Origin of the sequence: Photobacterium atrarenae (assembly GCF_024380015.1) — a bacterium.
GTDB classification, from domain to species: domain Bacteria; phylum Pseudomonadota; class Gammaproteobacteria; order Enterobacterales; family Vibrionaceae; genus Photobacterium; species Photobacterium atrarenae.
On the sequence record NZ_CP101508.1, the window covers coordinates 551,608 to 573,065 of the forward strand.

Here is a 21,458-nt window from a genome sequence, read left to right on the forward strand (position 1 = left end):
ACTTAGAAACCAAAGTCCCATTCGTCTAGAGGCCTAGGACACCGCCCTTTCACGGCGGTAACAGGGGTTCGACTCCCCTATGGGACGCCACGGGTCGTTAGCTCAGTTGGTAGAGCAGTTGACTTTTAATCAATTGGTCGCAGGTTCGAATCCTGCACGACCCACCATTTCCTTTCCACGAAGGAAAGCAAGTTTGCTTCTGCTTTTTAAAGCGGAGACAAATAAGCAACTATCGTGGGCGATTAGCTCAGTTGGGAGAGCACCTCCCTTACAAGGAGGGGGTCACTGGTTCGAGCCCGGTATCGCCCACCACTTTTCCTTTATGCTGCGTTATCGCATTTCTCGTTTAGCAAACTAGACATCGAAACCCGACGCCTTGCCTAAAGAAAAAGCACCACATGATGGGGCTATAGCTCAGCTGGGAGAGCGCCTGCTTTGCACGCAGGAGGTCAGCAGTTCGATCCTGCTTAGCTCCACCACTCTTTAAGGGTTTTCCCTGAGAATCTTTAAACAGTGGATATCGAAAGATAAACACATGCTCTTTAACAATCTGGAAAGCTGACTAGTAAATTGAATGTTTGACATTCAATACTAAAGTTTCATTTCTCTTCATTGAAGCGTGATGAAACGAGTTCTCAAGCAATACACATTCAAGTGTCTTGTGTAAGAAGAGTCCGGCAAAACAAACTAATCCGTCAAGTCATTGATGGAAACCTTGGTCGTTTGCGATACAGACCCCTTGGGGTTGTATGGTTAAGTGACTAAGCGTACACGGTGGATGCCTGGGCAGTCAGAGGCGATGAAGGACGTACTAACTTGCGATAAGCGTAGATGAGGCAGTAAGAGCCACTTGAGTCTACGATTTCCGAATGGGGAAACCCAGCTGCAGCAGCAGTTATCATTAAGTGAATTCATAGCTTAATGAGGCGAACCGGGGGAACTGAAACATCTAAGTACCCCGAGGAAGAGAAATCAACCGAGATTCCGGCAGTAGCGGCGAGCGAAACCGGATTAGCCCTTAAGTTGATTTGGTGTCAGGTGAAGGCTCTGGAAAGTGCCGCGATACAGGGTGATAGCCCCGTAACCGACAACACCTTATCAGTGAAAACGAGTAGGACGGGACACGTGTTATCTTGTCTGAAGATGGGGGGACCATCCTCCAAGGCTAAATACTCCTGACTGACCGATAGTGAACCAGTACCGTGAGGGAAAGGCGAAAAGAACCCCTGTGAGGGGAGTGAAACAGAACCTGAAACCGTGTACGTACAAGCAGTAGGAGCACCCTCGGGTGTGACTGCGTACCTTTTGTATAATGGGTCAGCGACTTAATTTCAGTAGCAAGGTTAACCGTATAGGGGAGCCGTAGGGAAACCGAGTCTTAACTGGGCGTGCAGTTGCTGGGATTAGACCCGAAACCAGGTGATCTAGCCATGGGCAGGTTGAAGGTGCGGTAACACGCACTGGAGGACCGAACCGACTAATGTTGAAAAATTAGCGGATGACTTGTGGCTAGGGGTGAAAGGCCAATCAAACCTGGAGATAGCTGGTTCTCCCCGAAAGCTATTTAGGTAGCGCCTCGGACGAATACTACTGGGGGTAGAGCACTGTTAAGGCTAGGGGGTCATCCCGACTTACCAACCCTTTGCAAACTCCGAATACCAGTAAGTACTATCCGGGAGACACACGGCGGGTGCTAACGTCCGTCGTGGAGAGGGAAACAACCCAGACCGCCAGCTAAGGTCCCAAAGTTATCGCTAAGTGGGAAACGATGTGGGAAGGCTCAGACAGCCAGGATGTTGGCTTAGAAGCAGCCATCATTTAAAGAAAGCGTAATAGCTCACTGGTCGAGTCGGCCTGCGCGGAAGATTTAACGGGGCTAAGCGATACACCGAAGCTGCGGCAATGCATTTTATGTATTGGGTAGGGGAGCGTTCTGTAAGCCGTTGAAGGTGGCCTGTAAGGGCTGCTGGAGGTATCAGAAGTGCGAATGCTGACATGAGTAACGATAAAGGGGGTGAAAAACCTCCTCGCCGGAAGACCAAGGGTTCCTGTCCAACGTTAATCGGGGCAGGGTGAGTCGACCCCTAAGGCGAGGCCGAAAGGCGTAGTCGATGGGAAACGGGTTAATATTCCCGTACTTCTTGCTATTGCGATGGGGGGACGGAGAAGGCTAGGTGGGCCTGGCGACGGTTGTCCAGGTTCAAGGGTGTAGGCTGTAATCTTAGGCAAATCCGGGATTACAAGGCTGAGACCTGATGTCGAGCCGCTACGGCGGTGAAGTCATTGATGCCATGCTTCCGGGAAAAGCCTCTAAGCTTCAGATAGCAAGGAATCGTACCCCAAACCGACACAGGTGGTCGGGTAGAGAATACCAAGGCGCTTGAGAGAACTCGGGTGAAGGAACTAGGCAAAATGGTACCGTAACTTCGGGAGAAGGTACGCTGCCGGCGGTAAAGAGACTTGCTCTTGGCGCTGCTGGCAGTCGCAGATACCAGGTGGCTGCAACTGTTTATTAAAAACACAGCACTGTGCAAAATCGAAAGATGACGTATACGGTGTGACGCCTGCCCGGTGCCGGAAGGTTAATTGATGGGGTTATCTTCGGAGAAGCTCTTGATCGAAGCCCCGGTAAACGGCGGCCGTAACTATAACGGTCCTAAGGTAGCGAAATTCCTTGTCGGGTAAGTTCCGACCTGCACGAATGGCGTAATGATGGCCACGCTGTCTCCACCCGAGACTCAGTGAAATTGAAATCGCAGTGAAGATGCTGTGTACCCGCGGCTAGACGGAAAGACCCCGTGAACCTTTACTACAGCTTGGCACTGAACATTGACCCTACATGTGTAGGATAGGTGGGAGGCTTCGAAGCAGGTACGCCAGTATCTGTGGAGCCGTCCTTGAAATACCACCCTTGTAGTGTTGATGTTCTAACGTCGGCCCTTATCGGGGTTGCGGACAGTGCCTGGTGGGTAGTTTGACTGGGGCGGTCTCCTCCCAAAGCGTAACGGAGGAGCACGAAGGTGGGCTAATCACGGTCGGACATCGTGAGGTTAGTGCAATGGCATAAGCCCGCTTGACTGCGAGAATGACGGTTCGAGCAGGTGCGAAAGCAGGTCATAGTGATCCGGTGGTTCTGAATGGAAGGGCCATCGCTCAACGGATAAAAGGTACTCCGGGGATAACAGGCTGATACCGCCCAAGAGTTCATATCGACGGCGGTGTTTGGCACCTCGATGTCGGCTCATCACATCCTGGGGCTGAAGTCGGTCCCAAGGGTATGGCTGTTCGCCATTTAAAGTGGTACGCGAGCTGGGTTTAGAACGTCGTGAGACAGTTCGGTCCCTATCTGCCGTGGGCGTTGGATGATTGAGAGGGGCTGCTCCTAGTACGAGAGGACCGGAGTGGACGAACCGCTGGTGTTCGGGTTGTGTCGCCAGACGCATTGCCCGGTAGCTAAGTTCGGAATCGATAACCGCTGAAAGCATCTAAGCGGGAAGCGAGCCTCAAGATGAGTCATCCCCAAGGCTTCAAGCCTTCTGAAGGGTTGTCGTAGACTACGACGTTGATAGGCAGGGTGTGTAAGCGCTGTGAGGCGTTGAGCTAACCTGTACTAATTGCCCGTGCGGCTTAACCATACAACACCCAAGGGGTTTTGTTTACGAAGTACGGACTCCGCAAGCACTTGAATGGAGTGTTTGAGAATACTGGTCAGATTTTCCGAGATTGTATCTTCCGCCGAAGGCGCAAGATAAACAGAATTTGCTTGGCGACCATAGCGTTATGGACCCACCTGATCCCATGCCGAACTCAGCAGTGAAACGTAACAGCGCCGATGGTAGTGTGGGGCCTCCCCATGTGAGAGTAGGACATCGCCAGGCTTCCAATTTAGTGCGGAGTGGTAGTTCAGTTGGTTAGAATACCGGCCTGTCACGCCGGGGGTCGCGGGTTCGAGTCCCGTCCACTCCGCCAATTCTTTGAAAGCCCCGCTAGAAATAGCGGGGCTTTTTACATTGTGCGCCGAGCATGGCGTTGTTCTAGGAGGTGAAAGTCCTCTACGGGCTCAGTCGAGCGAGAACCGTTAGCCTATGCAAGGGTGCCCACCGTGAGGTGGGATCTGAAGGAAGCAAACGGCAAAACTTGGGTGTGACGAACAGAAACCTGATAGTAGGCCAGTACAACTTGGGTAACCTAGCAATATATAGAACAGCCCAATGCCTCGACGGGAAGTGTGTACGGGTAAATCAGGCACAGCCAAGGGAAAGAACAACGTCTTACCTCGGGAGATCTTACGACCTGTCTCGGATGAGACTAATACAACAGTGATGTTGTGTGACGGGTAATAAGAAGTCAGCAGAAGGCATAGTACCTTGGGGAAGTACAACCCAAGGGAAGGCCGGAACTGAATATATCAAGAAGCAGTCACTAGACACTCAATCATGTGGGGTCATAGCAAGATGAACAACATCTCTACGTACTACTGGGCAACACCGCAAGTGACGCTCATGGCCACGAAGAATGACAAGCATGATCGGCGTAGACAGGAGGACGAGTCTTGGTGACCTCAACTCAGTTGATGGAGCGGATCTGCTCCTCAACAAATCTGAACCAAGCCCTGAGAAGAGTGAAGAAGAACAAGGGATGTGCTGGGGTTGATAAACTCGACATAACAGCGACTATCTCGATGCTTCGGCAGTCTTCTAATGGGCAAGCGCTCCGCCAGAGCCTTCTGGACGGGAGCTACCAACCGCAACCCGTTCTGGGTGTAGAAATTCCCAAACCTAGCGGGGGAGTGAGGCAGCTAGGTATCCCAACTGTACTTGATAGGGTAGTCCAACAGGCCATTACCTCAGTACTGACAGATATCTACGAACCTCAGTTTTCAAGCAACAGTTATGGGTTCAGGCCTAACCGCAGTGCCCACCATGCATTGGTGGCAGCAAGCCACTACATCAGGGAGGGGCGGGGTTATGTAGTCGACATAGACCTGGCGAAATACTTCGATACTGTGAACCACGATAGACTGATGCACAGGCTATCGGAGGACATCACAGATAAACGGGTCCTGAAGCTGGTCAGGTCATACCTACAGGCAGGCATAATGCGAAACGGGTTAGTTGAGCAGAGGCAACGAGGGACGCCACAGGGTGGACCATTATCTCCGCTGCTATCAAATATCGTATTAGATGAGTTGGATAAAGAGCTTGAGCGAAGAGGGCATAAGTTCTGCCGATATGCAGACGACTGCCAAATCTACGTGCACAGTGAGGAAGCCGCCAATCGAGTAAAAGCCTCAATCACGGAGTTCTTGGAGCAGAAACTGAAACTCAGGGTTAACCGTGAGAAAAGTGCGGCAACGAGAGTGACAGAGCGGACTTACCTAGGCCATCGCTTTCAACGAGATGGAAGCATCCATATCTCGAAGACAGCACAAACTCAGATGAAGAAGCGAGTGCGTCAAATAACGAAGCGGAATCGAGGGCGAGAGTTGAAGACAGTCCTAGTCGAACTCACTCAATACCTAAGAGGTTGGCAACACTATTTCAAGCTTGCCATACGGAAAAGCGCGATGCAGCGCTTGGATGAATGGATAAGGCGGCGCTTACGGTGCTATCGCCTCAAGCAGCGCAAGCGCAGATACAGCATAGCGACATGGTTACGCCAAGAGGGTGTAAGCGAACGCAATGCGTGGAAGCTGGCGATGTCAGATAAAGGGTGGTGGCACTTGGCTTTATCGCCCCAGCTCAATCAGGCCATGCCAATGAAATGGTTCAAGGAGATGGGTCTGTACTCGTTGCGAGATGGGTACGAGTCACTGAAAATATATTCGGAACCGCCGTATGCGACCCACGCTTGTACGGTGGTGTGAGAGGACGGAGGCCGTGAGGCCTCCTCCTACTCGATTGTTGATTTTGAAGGTCCGTCCTTCGGCCGGATAGCCCGAGACTAGGCGTCCCCGACGAAAGATTCGGGCTTTTTTACGTTTGGAGCTTTCTATGTCCGTCCTGTGGACTAATGAGCCCCACCGGAGTGCCGGCCCAGCTTTAAGAAGCCCTGCTGGAAACTGCAGGGCTTTTTGCTATTTTTTTCTCCTGGATTGTCATACCCGTTTACAACTCTTTGCCTTGGCACTGCAATTGGGGCTTGTGGTGGCCGTCGCGGTTGTGAGAGGGTATGGCCATGAACTGGAATGGAACAACATCTCATGAAATTCTTTTTTGAACGTACTGAAACCGATCAAGCAATTCAGATTGTACTGAAACCTCACTCTTTGTATCTCATGCTGTTGATGCTCGGCGGTTGGTTGCTGAACGATCTGGTTATGCAGTCGGCCCCGATAGCCCAAGTGATCATGCCGGTCTTTATCGTCTTCATGGTGATCCGCTTTTTCGCGCTGATCAGGATCCAGAAAGAGGTGTTGGTAGCGATGAAGCAAAATAAGGTCACCACCACCGGGAGTAAATTCTCTTTCGCCAACCCTTTCACTTATACCATCAATAAGTAATTTCACTACTGTTGCGTCGCCCGATTGCCGGGCGGTGTATCACTCTTTCCTGTTAAGAAATAATCTCTGTAGAACACGCTGCTTCTTGTTCGCCGCTTGTTGTGGATAATAAAGAGTTCGCCCTCATTTGGGCAGTTCATTGAGAACAATACAGGAGCGTTATGGACAGATTTCACTGGAAACCCTTGTTGTTGGCGTGTTTGATCGTCAGCATCGGTCAGCTGAGCCTCGGATTGATCTTTCCGTCGCTACCCTGGATCGCAAAGGATCTTGGGATCAGTGCCGATCAGGCCCAGTACCTGGTTTCCGGTTATCTGCTCGGTTTCGGCGGCTCCCAGCTGATCTACGGGCCGCTGTCTGATGTCATTGGTCGTCGGCCGGTATTGCTGTCCGGGTTGTTGATCGCTATGGCTGGCTTGCTGATTGCGGTGTTTCAGGCGGAGTCGTTTACGTGGCTGCTGCTCGGTCGCTGTATCCAGGGGCTGGGCGCCGGGAGTGTGTCCGTTCTGGCCCGGGCGACAATCCGCGACAGTTACTTGAGCCACCACCTGGTGAGGGCGATGAGCTGGGTGGCCATTGTGGCGGCATTTACCCCGATCATTGCGCCTGTGCTGGGCGGGTTGATCAACCACTATGCCGGCTGGCTGGCAGTGTTCGTGTTGCTGCTGGGGTATGTTGCGGTGATTTGGTTGCTGATGGCGATGACGTTTAAAGAGACCCTGGCCAAACCAGCTCAATCGCGCTCGGTCGGCCAGTTGGTGATGTCCTATGGCACGCTGTTGCGTGAGCGCCATTTTCTGATCTTTGCTGGGATCGGCTGGCTGAATTTTGCTCTGGTGGTGCTGGCGATCTCGCTGTTGCCCTTTATCATGCAGGTGCAAATCGGGATGTCGTCTGATGAATATGCACTCTGGGCGATGGTTCCGGCGATAGGTTTTCTCTCCGGTGGTTTGCTGTGTCAGCGGTTGAGTCCGAAATTTGGTGCTCACCGGATGCTTCTCATCGCCCCTTTTCTGCAACTCACCGCAGGTTTGATCCTGATTTGTTCGCCTCTGGTGCCAACCTGGGTGATCTCCGGCCACTTTTTCCTCGCCATGACCAATGGCCTGGCGTTTCCTTGTGCTCAGTCTTTGCTGTTGGTCCCGTATCGTGAACGCTCCGGGACCGTGTCGGCGCTCTCCGGTGCCTGTCAGATGATGTTTGCCTCGCTTGCCAGCAGCCTGCTGCTGAAAGCAGGGATTCAGCAACCGGCACAGTTGGGCGGGGTGATCCTGGTTGCAGCGGTGAGCGGTGCTCTCCTGGTGACGCTGGGTGCCCGTAGTTCCAGTGGACGGCAGGCGGTGGCTTCGCTGAGTGAAGTCCGGTAATGGCAGAAAAGTTGAACCATAATTAAGACAGCTGAAGCAAAGTGGTTATAGGCAATGAAATGTGCAAGCACTGTCTTTTAGTGGTCGGGCTCCTGTTGGTTGGCTGTGTTAGTCCTCATGAAGCAGAGTTGTCGCAGCAGGATGCCTGGGATCAGTTGGGGGCTTATCACGGCAAGCAGGGGTATCTCGAGTGGGATGAAAAGCGGCTTAGTAAACAAGGCGCCATGACGGAAACGGATTACGAGGAATATCGTGCTGGCTATCTACAGGGCCGGTATGAGTACTGTAGTAAGAAAAAACAAGTCACTACCGTGGTGAATCCCGGCTATCCGGACGAATGCAAGCCGAACCAGGGCAGTTATGGTCTGGTGGAGCGCGGTTATTAGCGTTCGGGGCGCGAGCATAAAAAAGGCTGCAACGCAGCCTTTTTCGTATTTCATGCCTGGGAATTAGTTGTTGCTGTGCAGTTCGCTGTTGAGCTCAACCGCAGTCTTGTTGGTCAGACACTCGATTTGGCCGGTGACTGAATTACGACGGAACAGCAGATCGGACTTGCCGGCCAGATCGCGGGCTTTCACGACTTCTACTTCTTGACCGTTCGCATCGAGCATACGGACTTTAGAGCCGGCAGTGACGTACAGGCCGGATTCGATGGTGCAGCGATCACCCAGTGGGAAGCCAAGCCCGGCGTTGGCGCCCAACAGGCTGTTTTCACCAATAGACACGACCACTTTACCGCCACCGCTCAGGGTACCCATGATGGAAGCACCGCCGCCGATATCTGAGCCTTCGCCAACCATGACACCGGCAGAAATACGACCTTCCACCATGCTCACGCCAGCTGTACCGGCATTGAAGTTGATAAAGCCTTCGTGCATGACGGTGGTGCCTTCACCCACGTGGGCACCCAGGCGAACGCGTGAGGTATCAGCGATTCGGACCCCGGCCGGAACCACGTAATCGACCATTTTCGGGAACTTATCGACGCAATCGACCGTCAGGGTTTCGCCGTTCAGGCGCGATTCGATCTGGCGCTCTTCCAGCTCTGGCAGATCGATCGGGCCTTGGTTGGTCCAGGCGATGTTATGCAGCAGGCCGAAAATACCGTCCAGCACCACACCGTGTGGCTTCACCAGGCGGTGAGAGATCAGTTGGAGTTTCAGGAAACCTTCGGCAACGGACGTAGGCGCAGCATCGCTCGCCAGCACCACAATCACCAGCGGCTGTGAAGACAGGGAGGCTTTGGCTGCAAACTGGGCACTTTTCTCTTCACCTGCGGTGTTGAACGCCGTCGCCAGGTCGGCACACTGGGCCGGGGTGACTTCAATGGCCTGGTTGCCTTCTTTGTAATCGACGACTTCTGCAATGGCTGAAACCAGCGCATCAGACGGGTTCAGGACTGGCGTCGGAAAGAAAGCTTCAATGATTTTGTTGTCGCGGTTTTTGGTTGCAGTACCAAGGGCTAGGGCAAAGCTGGCCATGATTGATCGTTCTCCATGTCAAATTGATTGAGCAATGCAGTTGAGACCGGTGGTCTGCTGAAGCTGCTCATCGTGAATAAACCCATCATAATGACACTTGGCACGATATTGAAGGGGGAGTGGGCGATTGAGTGAAAATTGGCGGCAGATTGGTGTGAATCACACCGGAATCCAAAGAGAAGTGTGATAGAAAAATCAGTTTAGTGTGAGTTTTATGCATAAATAAACCTCCATGAAGGAGGCTTATTCAAAAGAGCGTGTCAAAGCCGAGCGGACTCAGGCAGCATCCGGCGTGGATTCAGCCGCTTCGTCAGATTGAACTTCGGCTGGCTTTGCCGGTTTCTTTTTCGGGGCCGCTTTTTTCTTGGCACCCAGTGCGACTAGCACTTCCTCACGTTTATGCGCCAGGAACAGTGATAGTTCTTCTTGTTTGGCTTCATCTTCGAACAATTCGCTTTCGCCCAGCAAAGCAAACATCTCGTCAGCCATATCTAGCATTTTGTCGTATGCGTCGGCTTCGGATTTAGAGGTGAAAGTCATCTTTTCTTCTCCGTTGCGCTCAACCACATATTTGACGATAACAGCCATGGTCACCCTCTCCGAAATTGATTTACTGGCTGTTTATACAGTAGCATGGTGGCTATTGTCCAGAGGGAAGCGAATTAATGTGATGGCGAGAGAAAAATTCGATCAGATTTATGCCCGTGCAGCAGCGCGCAAAGGCGGCGATGCTGCGTTGGAAAGTTTACTGGCGACACCGCTTACAGCTGATGAAATCAAAGCAATTCCAGACAGTCGCTGGCTGGCGGCCTTTTCCGAAAAAGTGTTTCAGTCTGGCATGAGCTGGAAAGTGGTGCGCAGCAAGTGGCCCAACTTCGAAGAAGCCTTTTTTGGCTTCGACATTGAGAAAATGCTGCTGATGCCGACGGAAATGTGGGAGCGCAAGGCAACCGACCCGGCGATTATCCGCCATCTGGGCAAAGTGATGACCATTCCGGCCAATGCTCAGATGATCCATGAAGCAGCGTTGAAGCACGGTTCCTTCTCGGCAATGGTGGCCGACTGGCCGGGCGAGAATATCACCGGCCTGTGGCGCTATCTGAAAAAGCATGGCCAGCGGTTGGGCGGCAATACCGGTCCGTATACGCTGCGGGTCATGGGCAAGGATACCTTCATTGTGAGCCAGGATGTCGAAGCCTATCTGCGTCATACCGGGATCATCGACGGCGGCAAGGATACCCAGCGCTCGCAACAGGCGATGCAGCAGGCGTTCCACGCCTGGCAGCAGGAATCCGGCCGACCGCTGTGTCAGATCAGCCAGGTGATTGCCTTCAGCCTGGGCGACAACCGGGTTTAAGGCACTGCGGGACGAGAAGGTTCGCTGAGAGCTTAAAGTGATGGCTGGGTGTTCGGGAGTCGCCATTCCCGGCAGAACTCGATAAACAGTTTCAGTAACGGGCTCTGGTACTTTTCCCTGTGATACAGCAACCAGTATTGGCGGTGCATATCCAGTGGTAGTTCGAGCTGTATCAGGCGTTGATCGTTGACGGCATGGGCCACGGCAAGGCGGGACAGACAGGTCAGCCCCAGCCCGGCGGCAGCACAATTGATAATGGCTTCGGTGGTGTTGAGTTCAAATGCCTGTTGCCAGTGTTCTAAGCGTGGCGCGATTCGGTTGAGGAAAAACTCCCGGGTGCCGGAGCCCGGCTCGCGGAGGATCCATTGGGATTGCTCCAGATCCGACAGCTGCAGTGCCGGCACGCGGGTCAGCGGGTGCTCGGGATGACACACCACGATCATTTCGTCATCCAGCCAGGGTTCTGCCGCTAAATCCGGAGCCTGGACTTTGCCTTCAACCAGGCCGATATCGAGCTCGAACTCGTTCAGTTTGTCGCAAATCTGGGTGGTGTTGGCGATATGCAGCGACTGCTCTTCATGGTCACAGCGGGCGCGAAAGTCACGCAGCAGGAAGGGCGTGATCTGGTTGCCCACGGTGTCGCTGGAGCCAATCTTCAACTGGCCGGTCACGGGACCGGTGTGGTCAAACAATTGCTCAATCGCCCGACTGCGCGCCAGTAATTCATCGGCCAGCGGTAACAAGCGTTTGCCTTGCTCGTTGATGATCAGCCGGTTGTTGTTACGGTCAAACAGTTTGTGTCCCAGTTGTTTCTCCAGCTCAGACAGCGCCATGCTGACTGCTGGTTTGGAGAGAAATAACCGCTCGGCTGCGGCCGTAATCGTGCCTTCCTGGACCACGGTAACAAAAACTTTTAGTTGCTTGAGTGCAATCGCCATTTCCTGCTTCGTTCAATAGGGTTGAGCCTGAATCATAAAGGATTCAGCATAGCTTAACCATGCTTACTGTTGCCCGATGCCCTGCTCCGGAGAGTGTAGCGAAGCAGCAACCGGACGTGCAGCGAGTGTTGTCAGGCTGATGGCTTTTGCTTGCACGGGTGGCGCGGAATACGTTGGGGCTGAAAAGCCGCCAGTGCCACAGCCTTTCGTTTGCAGGGCGCCCGGGATTGATAGACAATCAGGCTAATTTTCTTTGTCTGCGAGCGACCTGCGTGTTTACTGTTTATCACTCCAATCAACTGGAACTGCTGAAATCCCTGCTGGTGGAGCTGATCCGGCTCGATCCGCTTGAGAACCCGTTCGAGCAGGAGCAAATCCTGGTGCAAAGCCCTGGGATGTCGCAATGGCTGAAGCTGGAGCTGGCCAAGTCCTTCGGGATTGCGGCCAATATCGAATTTCCGCTCCCGGCGACCTTTATCTGGACCATGTTTACCCGGGTGCTGGCCGATGTGCCTGAGCGCAGTGCCTTCAACAAAGAGGCCATGACCTGGAAGTTGATGAAGGTACTTCCGGAACTGCTCAGCCTGCCGGCGTTTGAGCCGCTGGCCCGCTATCTGCAGGAAGATGAACAGTCCGTCAAACGCTATCAGCTGGCCGGCAAAATCGCAGACATTTTTGACCAGTACCTGGTGTATCGCCCGGAGTGGATCCAGGCCTGGGAAGCGGGGGAGATCGACCCTGAGCTGACGGGGGAGCATCCGTGGCAGCCGCTGCTGTGGCAGGCGCTGTATGATCATACCCTGGCGCAGGATCAGTCGCCGTATCACCGGGCTAACCTGTACGATCATTTTATTGAAACCCTCGATAGCTATGCCCAGAGCGGTGCGCCGCTCCCGGCCGGGTTACCGAAGCGCTTGTTCGTGTTCGGGATTTCGGCTTTGCCGCCGCGCTACCTCGACGCCCTGGCGGCGCTTGGCAAGCATATTGATGTCCACCTGATGTTCACCAACCCGTGCCGTCATTACTGGGGGGAAGTGCGGGATCGTAAATACCTCGCCCGGCTGGCGGCCCGGCAGCGCCAGCAAATCCGGTGGTGCGTTGATCACAGCGAGCGTGGCGAGCTGATCTCGCCGCTCAAAGGCGATCTGGAAGAGAACCTGGTCGATGATACCCATGAGGGGGCGGTTGGCAATACCTTGCTGGCGTCGCTGGGCAAGCTGGGCCGGGATAATCTTTACCTGTTGTCCGAGATGGAAGCCTACGATGTGGAGGCGTTTGTCGAGATTGAGTCGGACACACTGTTGCATGCGATCCAGGCCGATATTCTCAACCTGGATGATCGTCTCGATGACACCCTGACCGAATCCAGCCACCACAAGTTGGCGATTTCCCCACAGGATCAATCGCTGGCCATTCACGCCTGTCACTCGCCGATGCGCGAGGTGGAAGTGCTGCATGATCGCTTGCTGGCAATGCTGGCCGCAGATCCGTCGCTGTCGCCGCGCGACATCATTGTGATGGTCGCCGACATCAACAGTTACAGCCCGTATATTCAGGCCGTGTTCGGCAATGCGCCGGGCGATCGCTATATCCCGTTTTCGATTTCCGATCGCAGTGCTGATCAGGAAAACCCGGTGTTGCTGGCGTTCCTACGGCTGCTGAGCCTGCCCGAAAGCCGCTGTCAGGCCTCAGAGCTTCTCGAACTGCTGGAAGTCCCGGCGGTGATGGCGAAGTTCGGCTTCGACAGCGACCGCTTTGAGCGGGTCAAAAGCTGGATTGAAGAAGTCGGGATCCGATGGGGGCTGGATGAAGCCACCGCCAGCGAGTTCCAGTTGCCGCGCCAGCGCCAGAACACCTGGTTGTTCGGCCTGCAACGTATGCTGCTCGGTTATGCAATGCCGCAGGAATCCGGTTTGTATCAGGGCATCCTGGCCTATGACGAAGTGCAGGGTATGGATGCCGAGCTGGCCGGTCAGCTCGGCCTGTTTGTCGAAATGTTGATGCACTACCGTCAGCAGCTGGCGCAGCAGCAACCAGCACAGGCATGGACCGGGCTGCTCAATCAGCTGCTGGATGATTTTTTCCGGGTTGATACCGACGGGGAAATGGTGCTGCGGATGATCCGCGATAAGCTCGAGCAACTGGAGCAGCAGTTGCTCGATGCCGGATACCGGGAAGTCATCAGCCCGGCGGTGCTGCGCAGCTATCTCAATGATAAGCTGTCCGGCGAGCGGATCAGCCAGCGCTTCCTCGCCGGTCAGGTCAACTTCTGTACCCTGATGCCGATGCGTTCGATCCCGTTCAAGGTGGTCTGCCTGCTGGGGATGAACGACGGCGTGTACCCACGCTCGATCCCGCCGGAAGGCTTTGATCTGATGGCCGGACAGGGACGTTACGGGGATCGTTCGCGCCGGGATGATGACCGTTATCTGTTCCTCGAAGCAATTCTCTCGGCGCAGGAAGCCTTGTATATCAGCTATGTCGGCCGCTCGATCCAGGATAACAGTGAGAAAATGCCGTCGGTGCTGGTCAGCGAGCTGCTTGAATACTGCCAGCAGGGATACTGCCTGGAAGGCGATCAGCCGCTGAGCGCCGATGAATCGGCGGCCCGCATCGTCGACGCGCTGCAACATTATCATCCGCTGGTGCCGTTCAGCCCGCAGGCGTTTCAGGGGCCGAATCCGAGTTTTGCCGCCGAATGGCTGCCGGTTGCCCGGCGTCATCAGGTGGCGAGCGAAGCGTTTCACAGCCAGCCGTTGGCCCGGGAGCCGGAGAGCGAGGGCACCGAGCCTGAGCTGGAGTTGGCGGAGCTGATCCGTTTCTGGCGTCTGCCGGTGCAGTATTTTTTCAACCGGCGGTTGAAAGTCTTCTTCGAGGCGGCCAAAGGGGCGATGGCAGACGATGAGCCGTTTGCCCTCGACGGGCTGGGCCGCTTCCAGCTGCGCAGCGAATTACTGACTGCCTTTCTGGAGGCCGGCAGCCAGGGCACACCGGCACAGAAAGATGCGCTTTTTGCTCGCTTTACCTGCTATCAACAAGCTTCCGGCGCGCTGCCGCTCGGGGAGTTCGGCGCGCTGGAGCTGGCTCAGGAGCGCGGGCCGATCGAGACGCTGGCCGATACCGTAACCGGGCTGATGGCCCAGCCGCTGCCGGATGTCGAGGTGGACCTAACGTTGGATCTCGGCGAGCGTTCAATCCGCTTGCTGGGCTGGCTCAGGCACCACACCCTGGCAGGGCTGGTGCGTTATCGTCCGGGGGCGATCCGGGCGCAGGATATTTTGCAGGGCTGGATGGAGCACCTCTGTCTGGCCTTGGCCGGTCAGGCCGGGCCAACGCATTTGCTGGGCGTGGATGAGCACTACACGCTGGCCCCGGTCGACGCGGCAGAAGCCCGGACCCACCTGACATCCTTATTACTGGCTTATGATCAGGGACTGTTGCAACCGTTGCCGTATTTCCCACGCACGGCACTGGCAGGGTTGCAGGCGTGCCAGGATAAGCAGGGCAACTGGCACAGTGACGAGGACACGCAGGAGAAAGCCCGGCTCAAGATGGCCGAAGCGTTCAACGGCGGGTATCTGTTCAGCGGTGAAGGGATGAATGTGTATATCAACCGGGTATGGCCGGAATGGGACGATTCTGTCAGTAAATCGGCGGCGCTGGCCGCAGAAACTTACCTCAAACCGGCAGTGCTGAAACTACAGAAAGTTGAGTCGTAGGGCTGGGCAAGCAGGGAAAGAAAAAGTAGCGTGGCCGCCAGCAAATCATTGTAGATTGTAGGGTGCTTGCTGTACGGCCACAGGTCCAGAGGTGACCAGATTTCGTGGGGCGAATGATAGCGAATGACGCCGGGGGAAAATGTGAAAGATCTCTCATATCAACAGATAAGAATGTCATTAAATTCGATATATTCCTTTGAGTTCGCCCCTGATCACAAAAAAATATATTGGACGAACAGGGTTTCGGGCCATAACAGGAACGCATGTATCCGATGAGTCAACAACATACATCAGCAGATCATCTTCAGGACGGTTCGGCAGTCGCGAGCACCACGCCGCAGGCGCTGGAGCCGATGACGTTTCCGCTTCACGGCAACCGGCTGATTGAAGCCTCGGCCGGGACCGGGAAGACCTTTACCATTGCCAGTCTCTACCTGCGCCTGCTGCTCGGCCATGGCGATCCTGTCAGCCGGTTTCCGCGCGAATTGCCGGTCGATCAAATTCTGGTGGTGACGTTTACCGAAGCTGCCACGGCTGAGCTGCGCGATCGGATCCGGCGGCGGATCCACGATGCCCGTCTGGCCTTTAATCGCGGCCAGAGCAACGATCCGGTGATTGCCCCGTTGCTGGATGAGATCCCGGATCACAAGGCGGCTGCGGCGATCCTGCTTCAGGCGGAGCGGCAGATGGACGAGGCGGCGATTTTTACCATTCACGGATTTTGTCAGCGGATGCTGACCCAGAATGCCTTTGAATCCGGCAGCCTGTTCGACAATGAATTTGTGACCGAAGAGAGTCAGTTGCGGGCGCAGGTGGTGGCCGATTACTGGCGTCGCCATTTTTACCCGCTGTCTCGCACCCTGGCGTCTGAAGTACGCAGCATCTGGGCCTCGCCGGGTGCACTGTTAAAAGACATTAACCTGTTCCTGTCGGGCGCGGAGGTTGCGATCCGGGCTCCCGAGCTGTCCGGCTCCCTGGAGCAGCTGCATGCACAGAATATCGCTCGCATTGAGCAGGTGAAGCAGCTGTGGCGGGCCGATGCCGCCGACTTTCAGGCCCTGATTGCTGACTCCGGCGTGAACAAGCGCAGCTATACCAAAACCAGCTTGCCGAAAGCGCTGGCGGAAGTGGGGGCCTGGGCCGATCAGGACACCACGGATTACCGTCTGCCCAAGGCGCTGGAGAAGTTCTCGCAGCAGGTGTTGGTGGAGAAAACCAGCAAAGGTAATCCGCCGCAGCATCCGGTCTTTGTCGCGATTGATGAATTACTCGAAAACAAACCCAATGTCAGGGATCCCTTGCTGGCCCATGCCATTCGCGAGTGTCGCCAGCTCTTGGCTGAAGCCAAGCAGCGCAAAGGCTGGCTGTCATTTGATGATCTGCTGACCCAGCTGGCTGCCGCGCTGGCCAATGACCCTGATGGCAGCCTGGCGGCGCGGATCCGCAGCCAGTTCCCGGTAGCAATGATCGATGAATTTCAGGATACCGATCCCCTGCAATACAGCATTTTCAATACCGTGTACGGCGAGCAGCGCCCGCAGGCAGCCGATGTAACCGAAGTGTCGGTGGACATGGCGGCACAATCGCCGGACTGCGGCCTGTTTATGATCGGCGATCCCAAGCAGGCCATTTATGCCTTCCGGGGGGCGGATATCTTTACCTATATCCGTGCCCGACGTCAGGTTAGTGCTCACTACACCCTGGGCACCAACTGGCGCTCGACCGCTGAAATGGTCACCGCGGTGAATTGCATTTTTGAACAACCATCCCGGCCGTTTATCTACGATCTCGACATCACCTTCCTGCCGGTCAAGTACAGTCCGAAAGCGGGCAATCGCAGCTGGCAGCTGGCAGGCTGCAAGCAGCCGGCCCTGACCTTCTGGTCTCAGGAGGCCGATGTACCGGTCAAAAAAGGCGACTATCAGCAGGTAATGGCAGCGGCGACTGCCGCTGAGATCCAACGCATCCTGACCTTGTCACAGCAGGGCGACGCCAAACTGATGGACGGCGAGGAGAGCCAGCCGATCCGCGCCAGTGATATTTCGGTGCTGGTGCGTACCGGCAACGAAGGGGCGATGATCCGTCAGGCGCTGGCTGCGCAGGGGATTGCCAGTGTCTACCTGTCGAACCGCGACAGCGTTTTTGCCTGCGCCGAAGCTCAGGATCTGCAACGGTTGCTGGCTGCTGTCCTGATCCCGGAAGATGAGCGGGCATTACGTGCGGCACTCGCCTCCGGGCTGTTTGCGCTCAGTGCCCGCCAGCTCGATGAACTCAATGTCAGCGAAGAGAAGTGGGAGCAGCAGGTTGCTGAGTTTCGCGAGTATCGCAAAGTATGGCAAACCCGTGGGGTGTTGCCGATGCTGCGACAGGTGCTGACCAAGCGCCAGATCCCGGAGCGGCTGTTGGCCGAAAACGGCGGCGAGCGGCGCCTGACCGACATTCTCCATCTCGGCGAGTTGTTGCAACAGGCGAGCCAGACCCTCGACAGCGACCACGGCCTGATCCGCTGGCTGGCCGAGCACATCGACATGCCGAACGGCGATGTTGATGAGCAGCAGTTACGGCTGGAATCGGATCGCAATCTGGTGCAAATCGTCACCATCCACAAATCCAAGGGGCTGGAATATGATCTCGTCTTCCTGCCGTTTGTCTGTGGCTACCGGGCGGCGGACACCGCGTTGTTTCACGATGAAGTGACCCAGCAGGCGGTGCTGGATGTCACCGGGCAGGAAGAGAGCCTCGCCCTGGCGGAGCAGGAGCGGCTGGCGGAAGATTTGCGGCTGATGTATGTGGCGCTGACCCGCGCCGTTTACGGCTGTTATATCGGCATGGCGCCGCTGCGCAACGGCCTGAGTCGCAAGGAGCCGACCGGGCTGCACCAGTCGGCCATCGGCTGGCTGGTTCAGGATGGTCAGGAAGGCGGGATAGCCGAGCTGGAGCAGGCATTGCTGAAGCTGGCTTCGGCTTGTGCCTCGATTGCAGTGACAACGCCGCCTGCGTTGCCGGAAACTGCGTGGACGCCGGTTGAAAGTGAGCCGCCGGAACTGGCTGCGGCGACCTTCCAGCAGCAAATTGAGCGCAACTGGTGGATCACCAGTTATTCTGGCCTCATCAAGCAGGGCCACCATAACCATGATGCTTCGTTCGAGATGCCAGGTTTTGATACCGACTCCTCCGGCGAGCAGCAGGCCGAAGACGGCGAGGCGGAAGCGCAGCAGCTGTCGATTTACACCTTCCCGCGCGGTGCCCGGCCGGGGACGTTCCTGCATACCCTGTTTGAGGAGATCGAGTTTACCGCGCCGGTTGACAGCGAAGCGACCCGGGAGAAAATCCTGGCCCTGTTGCGGCTGGAGAACTATGACGCCGCCTGGCTGCCGGTGCTGCAGCAACTGATCGCCGATGTGCTGCGCTGCCCGCTCGATGGTGAGGCCATGTGCCTGGGGACGCTCCCGGCCTCGCAGCGCCTGACCGAAATGGAATTCATGCTGCCGATTAACGTCCTGTCGGCGCCGCTGCTGAATAAGGTGATCGCCCGCCATGACCCGCTTTCAGCCCGGGCCGGCGAGCTGGGATTTGCCACCGTCAGCGGCATGCTCAAAGGCTTTATCGATCTGGTGTTTGAGTACCAGGGGCGCTACTACGTGCTGGACTGGAAATCCAATTACCTGGGCGATGATCCTGAGGTGTATCGCGGCGAGAAGCTCAATGAGGCGATGCGGGATCACCGCTATGACTTGCAGTACCAACTCTATGCCCTGGCGCTGCATCGCTTCCTCAAAAGCCGCAAGGCAGATTATGACTATGATCGCCATTTTGGCGGCGTGTATTACCTGTTCCTGCGCGGGATGCAGGCCGATGGGACCAGCGGGATCTTCAATGCCCGCCCGAGTCTGGCATTGCTTGAAGAACTGGAAACCCTGATTGACGGAGAATCCCTCGATGCTTAAACAGCTTGAATCACTGACCCGACTGGGGGCTATCCGTCCGCTGGATTCACAGTTTGCCCGTTTTATTGCCACCTCCGTTGCGGCCGAAGATCCCGAAACACTTCAGCCTCTGATCACCTTGGCCGCTGCGTTGGCGAGTTACGAGCTGGGGCGCGGCCATGTCTGTTTGCCGCTGGCCCGGCTCGACGGGCAGCACTTGTTTGGCCTCAATCGTGAGTTGAGCGCTCAGCTGAGTGAAGGATTACCTGCTATCGGGGAGTGGGAAAATCTGTTGGGGGCATCCGCGGCGGTGTCGGACGGCAGCGAAGCGACGCCGCTGGTGCTGGCTCAGGGCCGCTTGTATCTCCATCGCTACTGGCAATATGAGCAGACGGTGGCGCAGCGGTTGCGCCAGGCGGCGCAGGGCGTGACCACTGAAATGGCCGAGAGCGCCCAGATGGCGACCGAGCTGGATACCCTGTTTGCGCGTAGTTATGCCTACCTGTTTCAGGACTTGCAACAGTTGCGGGGGTCATCATCCGACTCGTCGCAGGCCCGGCAGCTGGCGGTGTGTGACAAGCTGGACGTGGTGGCGCCGGAGTCACTGGACTGGGCCGTGATTGATGCGGTGCTGACGTCGGCGACGCAGGTGAAGGATTTAACCGCGCTGGATGCCCTGATCCCGCTGTCGGCTTGCTTGAACTGGCAGAAAGTCGCGGCGGCGGTGGCCCTGACCCGGCAGTTTGCGGTAATTTCCGGCGGACCGGGGACCGGAAAGACCACCACGGTTGCTAAGCTGCTGGCCGCGCTGGTGACTCAGGCGATGCAACAGGGCGAGCGTGATCCACAGGGCCAGATGCTGTTGCCGGAAACCAAGTTGCCGGAGATCAAGCTAGTGGCGCCGACCGGTAAAGCGGCGGCACGACTGACCGAATCCATTGGTGCGGCGGTGGCCTCGCTGACCGTTGACGCGGCGGTGAAGGAAGCGATCCCGACCCAGTCCAGTACCTTACACCGCCTGCTGGGGGCGATCCCCGAGCGGGTGGCGTTTCGTCATCACCGCGACAACCCGTTGCACCTGGATGTGCTGGTGGTCGATGAAGCCTCGATGGTCGATTTGCCGATGATGGCGCGTTTGCTGGATGCGCTGCCGCCGCATGCCCGGCTGATCCTGCTCGGTGATCGGGATCAGCTGGCGTCGGTGGAAGCCGGTGCGGTGCTGGGGGATATCTGCGCCTTTGCCGGGCAAGGCTACAGCCCGGCGCACAGCCAGTTGCTCAGTCAGTTGACCGGGTTTGCGTTTGCCCCCGGGAATGGCGAGCAGAGTGTGGTGAGCGACAGCCTGTGTATGCTGCAAAAAAGTTACCGCTTCCATGCTCAGTCCGGTATTGGTCAGCTGGCCAAAGCGATCAACGCCGGTCAGCCGCATTTGGTAGATCAGGTGTGGCAGCAGGGCTATGCGGATATTCAATTCCATCCGCTGACCACTGACCATTACCAGGCGATGATCAACCGGACGGTGACCTTTTATATCAATTATCTCGATGGGATCCGGGACGACTTGCCGCCGGGCGACGTACTCAAAGCATTTTCACAGGCGCGTCTGCTGTGCGCGCTGCGGGATGGGGATTTCGGCGTCACCGGGTTGAACCAGCGTATTGAGCGAGCGCTGGCGAAACGAGGTCGGATCAAACCGGACGATGAAACCTGGTATCTGGGGCGTCCGATTATGATCACCCGCAATGATCACGGCCTCGGGCTGTATAACGGCGATATCGGCATCGTGATGCGCGATCCGGCGGCGGATCCAGAGAGCGGCGAGCGTCGGCTGCGGGTGTTTTTTGAAATGCCGGATGGCTCGATCCGTGGTGTGCTGCCGAGCCGGTTGCCAGAGCATGAAACCGTCTACGCGATGACGATCCATAAATCCCAGGGCTCGGAATTTGCTGATACCCTGATGGTGTTGCCGGCCGAGTTCAGCCCGATCCTGACCCGTGAGCTGATCTACACCGGGGTGACCCGGGCCAAGAAAAATCTGTATCTGTACGCCCAGCCGGAGGTGGTCAGTCGTGCGGTGCGACTGCGGACCGAGCGGGCCAGTGGTCTGGCCCAGTTGTTGGCGTAAAAGAACGTTATTCGTCGCTGCGTGTCGAAGTGACGTCACCAAA

11 protein-coding genes, 5 tRNA genes and 2 rRNA genes are annotated in these 21,458 nt (G+C 56.1%); 15 read left to right on the plus strand and 3 right to left on the minus strand.

The features are described from left to right. Window positions 1-14: 14 nt before the first annotated feature. The 11 genes from NNL38_RS02775 (at window position 15) to NNL38_RS02825 (ending at window position 8,255) form a co-directional block, all read left to right on the plus strand. Window positions 15-90, plus strand: a tRNA-Glu gene (locus NNL38_RS02775). A 1-nt stretch (window position 91) separates the two neighbouring features. Then, window positions 92-167, plus strand: a tRNA-Lys gene (locus NNL38_RS02780). 69 nt (window positions 168-236) lie between these two features. After that, a tRNA-Val gene (locus tag NNL38_RS02785) sits at window positions 237-312 on the plus strand. A gap of 91 nt (window positions 313-403) precedes the next feature. Next, window positions 404-479: transfer RNA gene (locus NNL38_RS02790), tRNA-Ala, on the plus strand. 272 nt (window positions 480-751) lie between these two features. After that, window positions 752-3,635, plus strand: a 23S ribosomal RNA gene (locus tag NNL38_RS02795). A 127-nt stretch (window positions 3,636-3,762) separates the two neighbouring features. Continuing rightward, window positions 3,763-3,878 (plus strand): 5S ribosomal RNA (rrf, locus tag NNL38_RS02800). Window positions 3,879-3,892: 14 nt separating this feature from the next. Then, window positions 3,893-3,969, plus strand: a tRNA-Asp gene (locus tag NNL38_RS02805). 604 nt (window positions 3,970-4,573) lie between these two features. After that, complete coding sequence (gene ltrA, locus NNL38_RS02810; RefSeq protein ID WP_369414611.1) at window positions 4,574-5,866, plus strand: group II intron reverse transcriptase/maturase; 1,293 nt, start codon at window positions 4,574-4,576, stop codon at window positions 5,864-5,866. Window positions 5,867-6,202: 336 nt separating this feature from the next. Further along, complete coding sequence (locus NNL38_RS02815) at window positions 6,203-6,502, plus strand: hypothetical protein (RefSeq protein ID WP_255389543.1); 300 nt, start codon at window positions 6,203-6,205, stop codon at window positions 6,500-6,502. A 161-nt stretch (window positions 6,503-6,663) separates the two neighbouring features. After that, window positions 6,664-7,869, plus strand: coding sequence for a multidrug effflux MFS transporter (locus tag NNL38_RS02820; protein WP_255389544.1), 1,206 nt, complete (start codon window positions 6,664-6,666; stop codon window positions 7,867-7,869). 59 nt (window positions 7,870-7,928) lie between these two features. Then, window positions 7,929-8,255, plus strand: coding sequence for a DUF2799 domain-containing protein (locus NNL38_RS02825; protein WP_255389545.1), 327 nt, complete (start codon window positions 7,929-7,931; stop codon window positions 8,253-8,255). 63 nt (window positions 8,256-8,318) lie between these two features. Here NNL38_RS02825 and dapD read toward each other — a convergent pair whose 3' ends face one another. After that, window positions 8,319-9,350, minus strand: a complete 1,032-nt coding sequence (gene dapD / locus NNL38_RS02830; RefSeq protein ID WP_255389546.1) for a 2,3,4,5-tetrahydropyridine-2,6-dicarboxylate N-succinyltransferase — start codon at window positions 9,348-9,350, stop codon at window positions 8,319-8,321. Between the two features lie 276 nt (window positions 9,351-9,626). Then, complete coding sequence (locus NNL38_RS02835) at window positions 9,627-9,938, minus strand: YebG family protein (RefSeq protein WP_255389547.1); 312 nt, start codon at window positions 9,936-9,938, stop codon at window positions 9,627-9,629. Between the two features lie 82 nt (window positions 9,939-10,020). Here NNL38_RS02835 and NNL38_RS02840 point away from each other — a divergent pair, with 82 nt between their 5' ends. Next, window positions 10,021-10,707: a DNA-3-methyladenine glycosylase I gene (locus tag NNL38_RS02840; protein ID WP_255389548.1), complete on the plus strand. Its 687-nt coding sequence runs from the start codon at window positions 10,021-10,023 to the stop codon at window positions 10,705-10,707. 32 nt (window positions 10,708-10,739) lie between these two features. Here NNL38_RS02840 and NNL38_RS02845 read toward each other — a convergent pair whose 3' ends face one another. Then, entirely contained in the window at window positions 10,740-11,645 is a 906-nt protein-coding gene (locus tag NNL38_RS02845; protein ID WP_255389549.1) for a LysR substrate-binding domain-containing protein, read from the minus strand. A gap of 272 nt (window positions 11,646-11,917) precedes the next feature. On the opposite strand from NNL38_RS02845, the gene recC reads away from it, so the two are divergent. The 3 genes from recC (at window position 11,918) to recD (ending at window position 21,415) form a co-directional block, all read left to right on the plus strand. After that, the gene (recC, locus tag NNL38_RS02850; protein ID WP_255389550.1) at window positions 11,918-15,364 is read left to right on the plus strand and encodes an exodeoxyribonuclease V subunit gamma; all 3,447 of its coding nucleotides are present in this window, start codon (window positions 11,918-11,920) and stop codon (window positions 15,362-15,364) included. 272 nt (window positions 15,365-15,636) lie between these two features. Beyond that, complete coding sequence (gene recB, locus NNL38_RS02855) at window positions 15,637-19,311, plus strand: exodeoxyribonuclease V subunit beta (protein ID WP_255389551.1); 3,675 nt, start codon at window positions 15,637-15,639, stop codon at window positions 19,309-19,311. Further along, window positions 19,304-21,415, plus strand: a complete 2,112-nt coding sequence (gene recD / locus NNL38_RS02860; protein WP_255389552.1) for an exodeoxyribonuclease V subunit alpha — start codon at window positions 19,304-19,306, stop codon at window positions 21,413-21,415. The genes recB and recD overlap by 8 nt, the downstream gene beginning before the upstream one ends. Window positions 21,416-21,458: the final 43 nt, after the last annotated feature.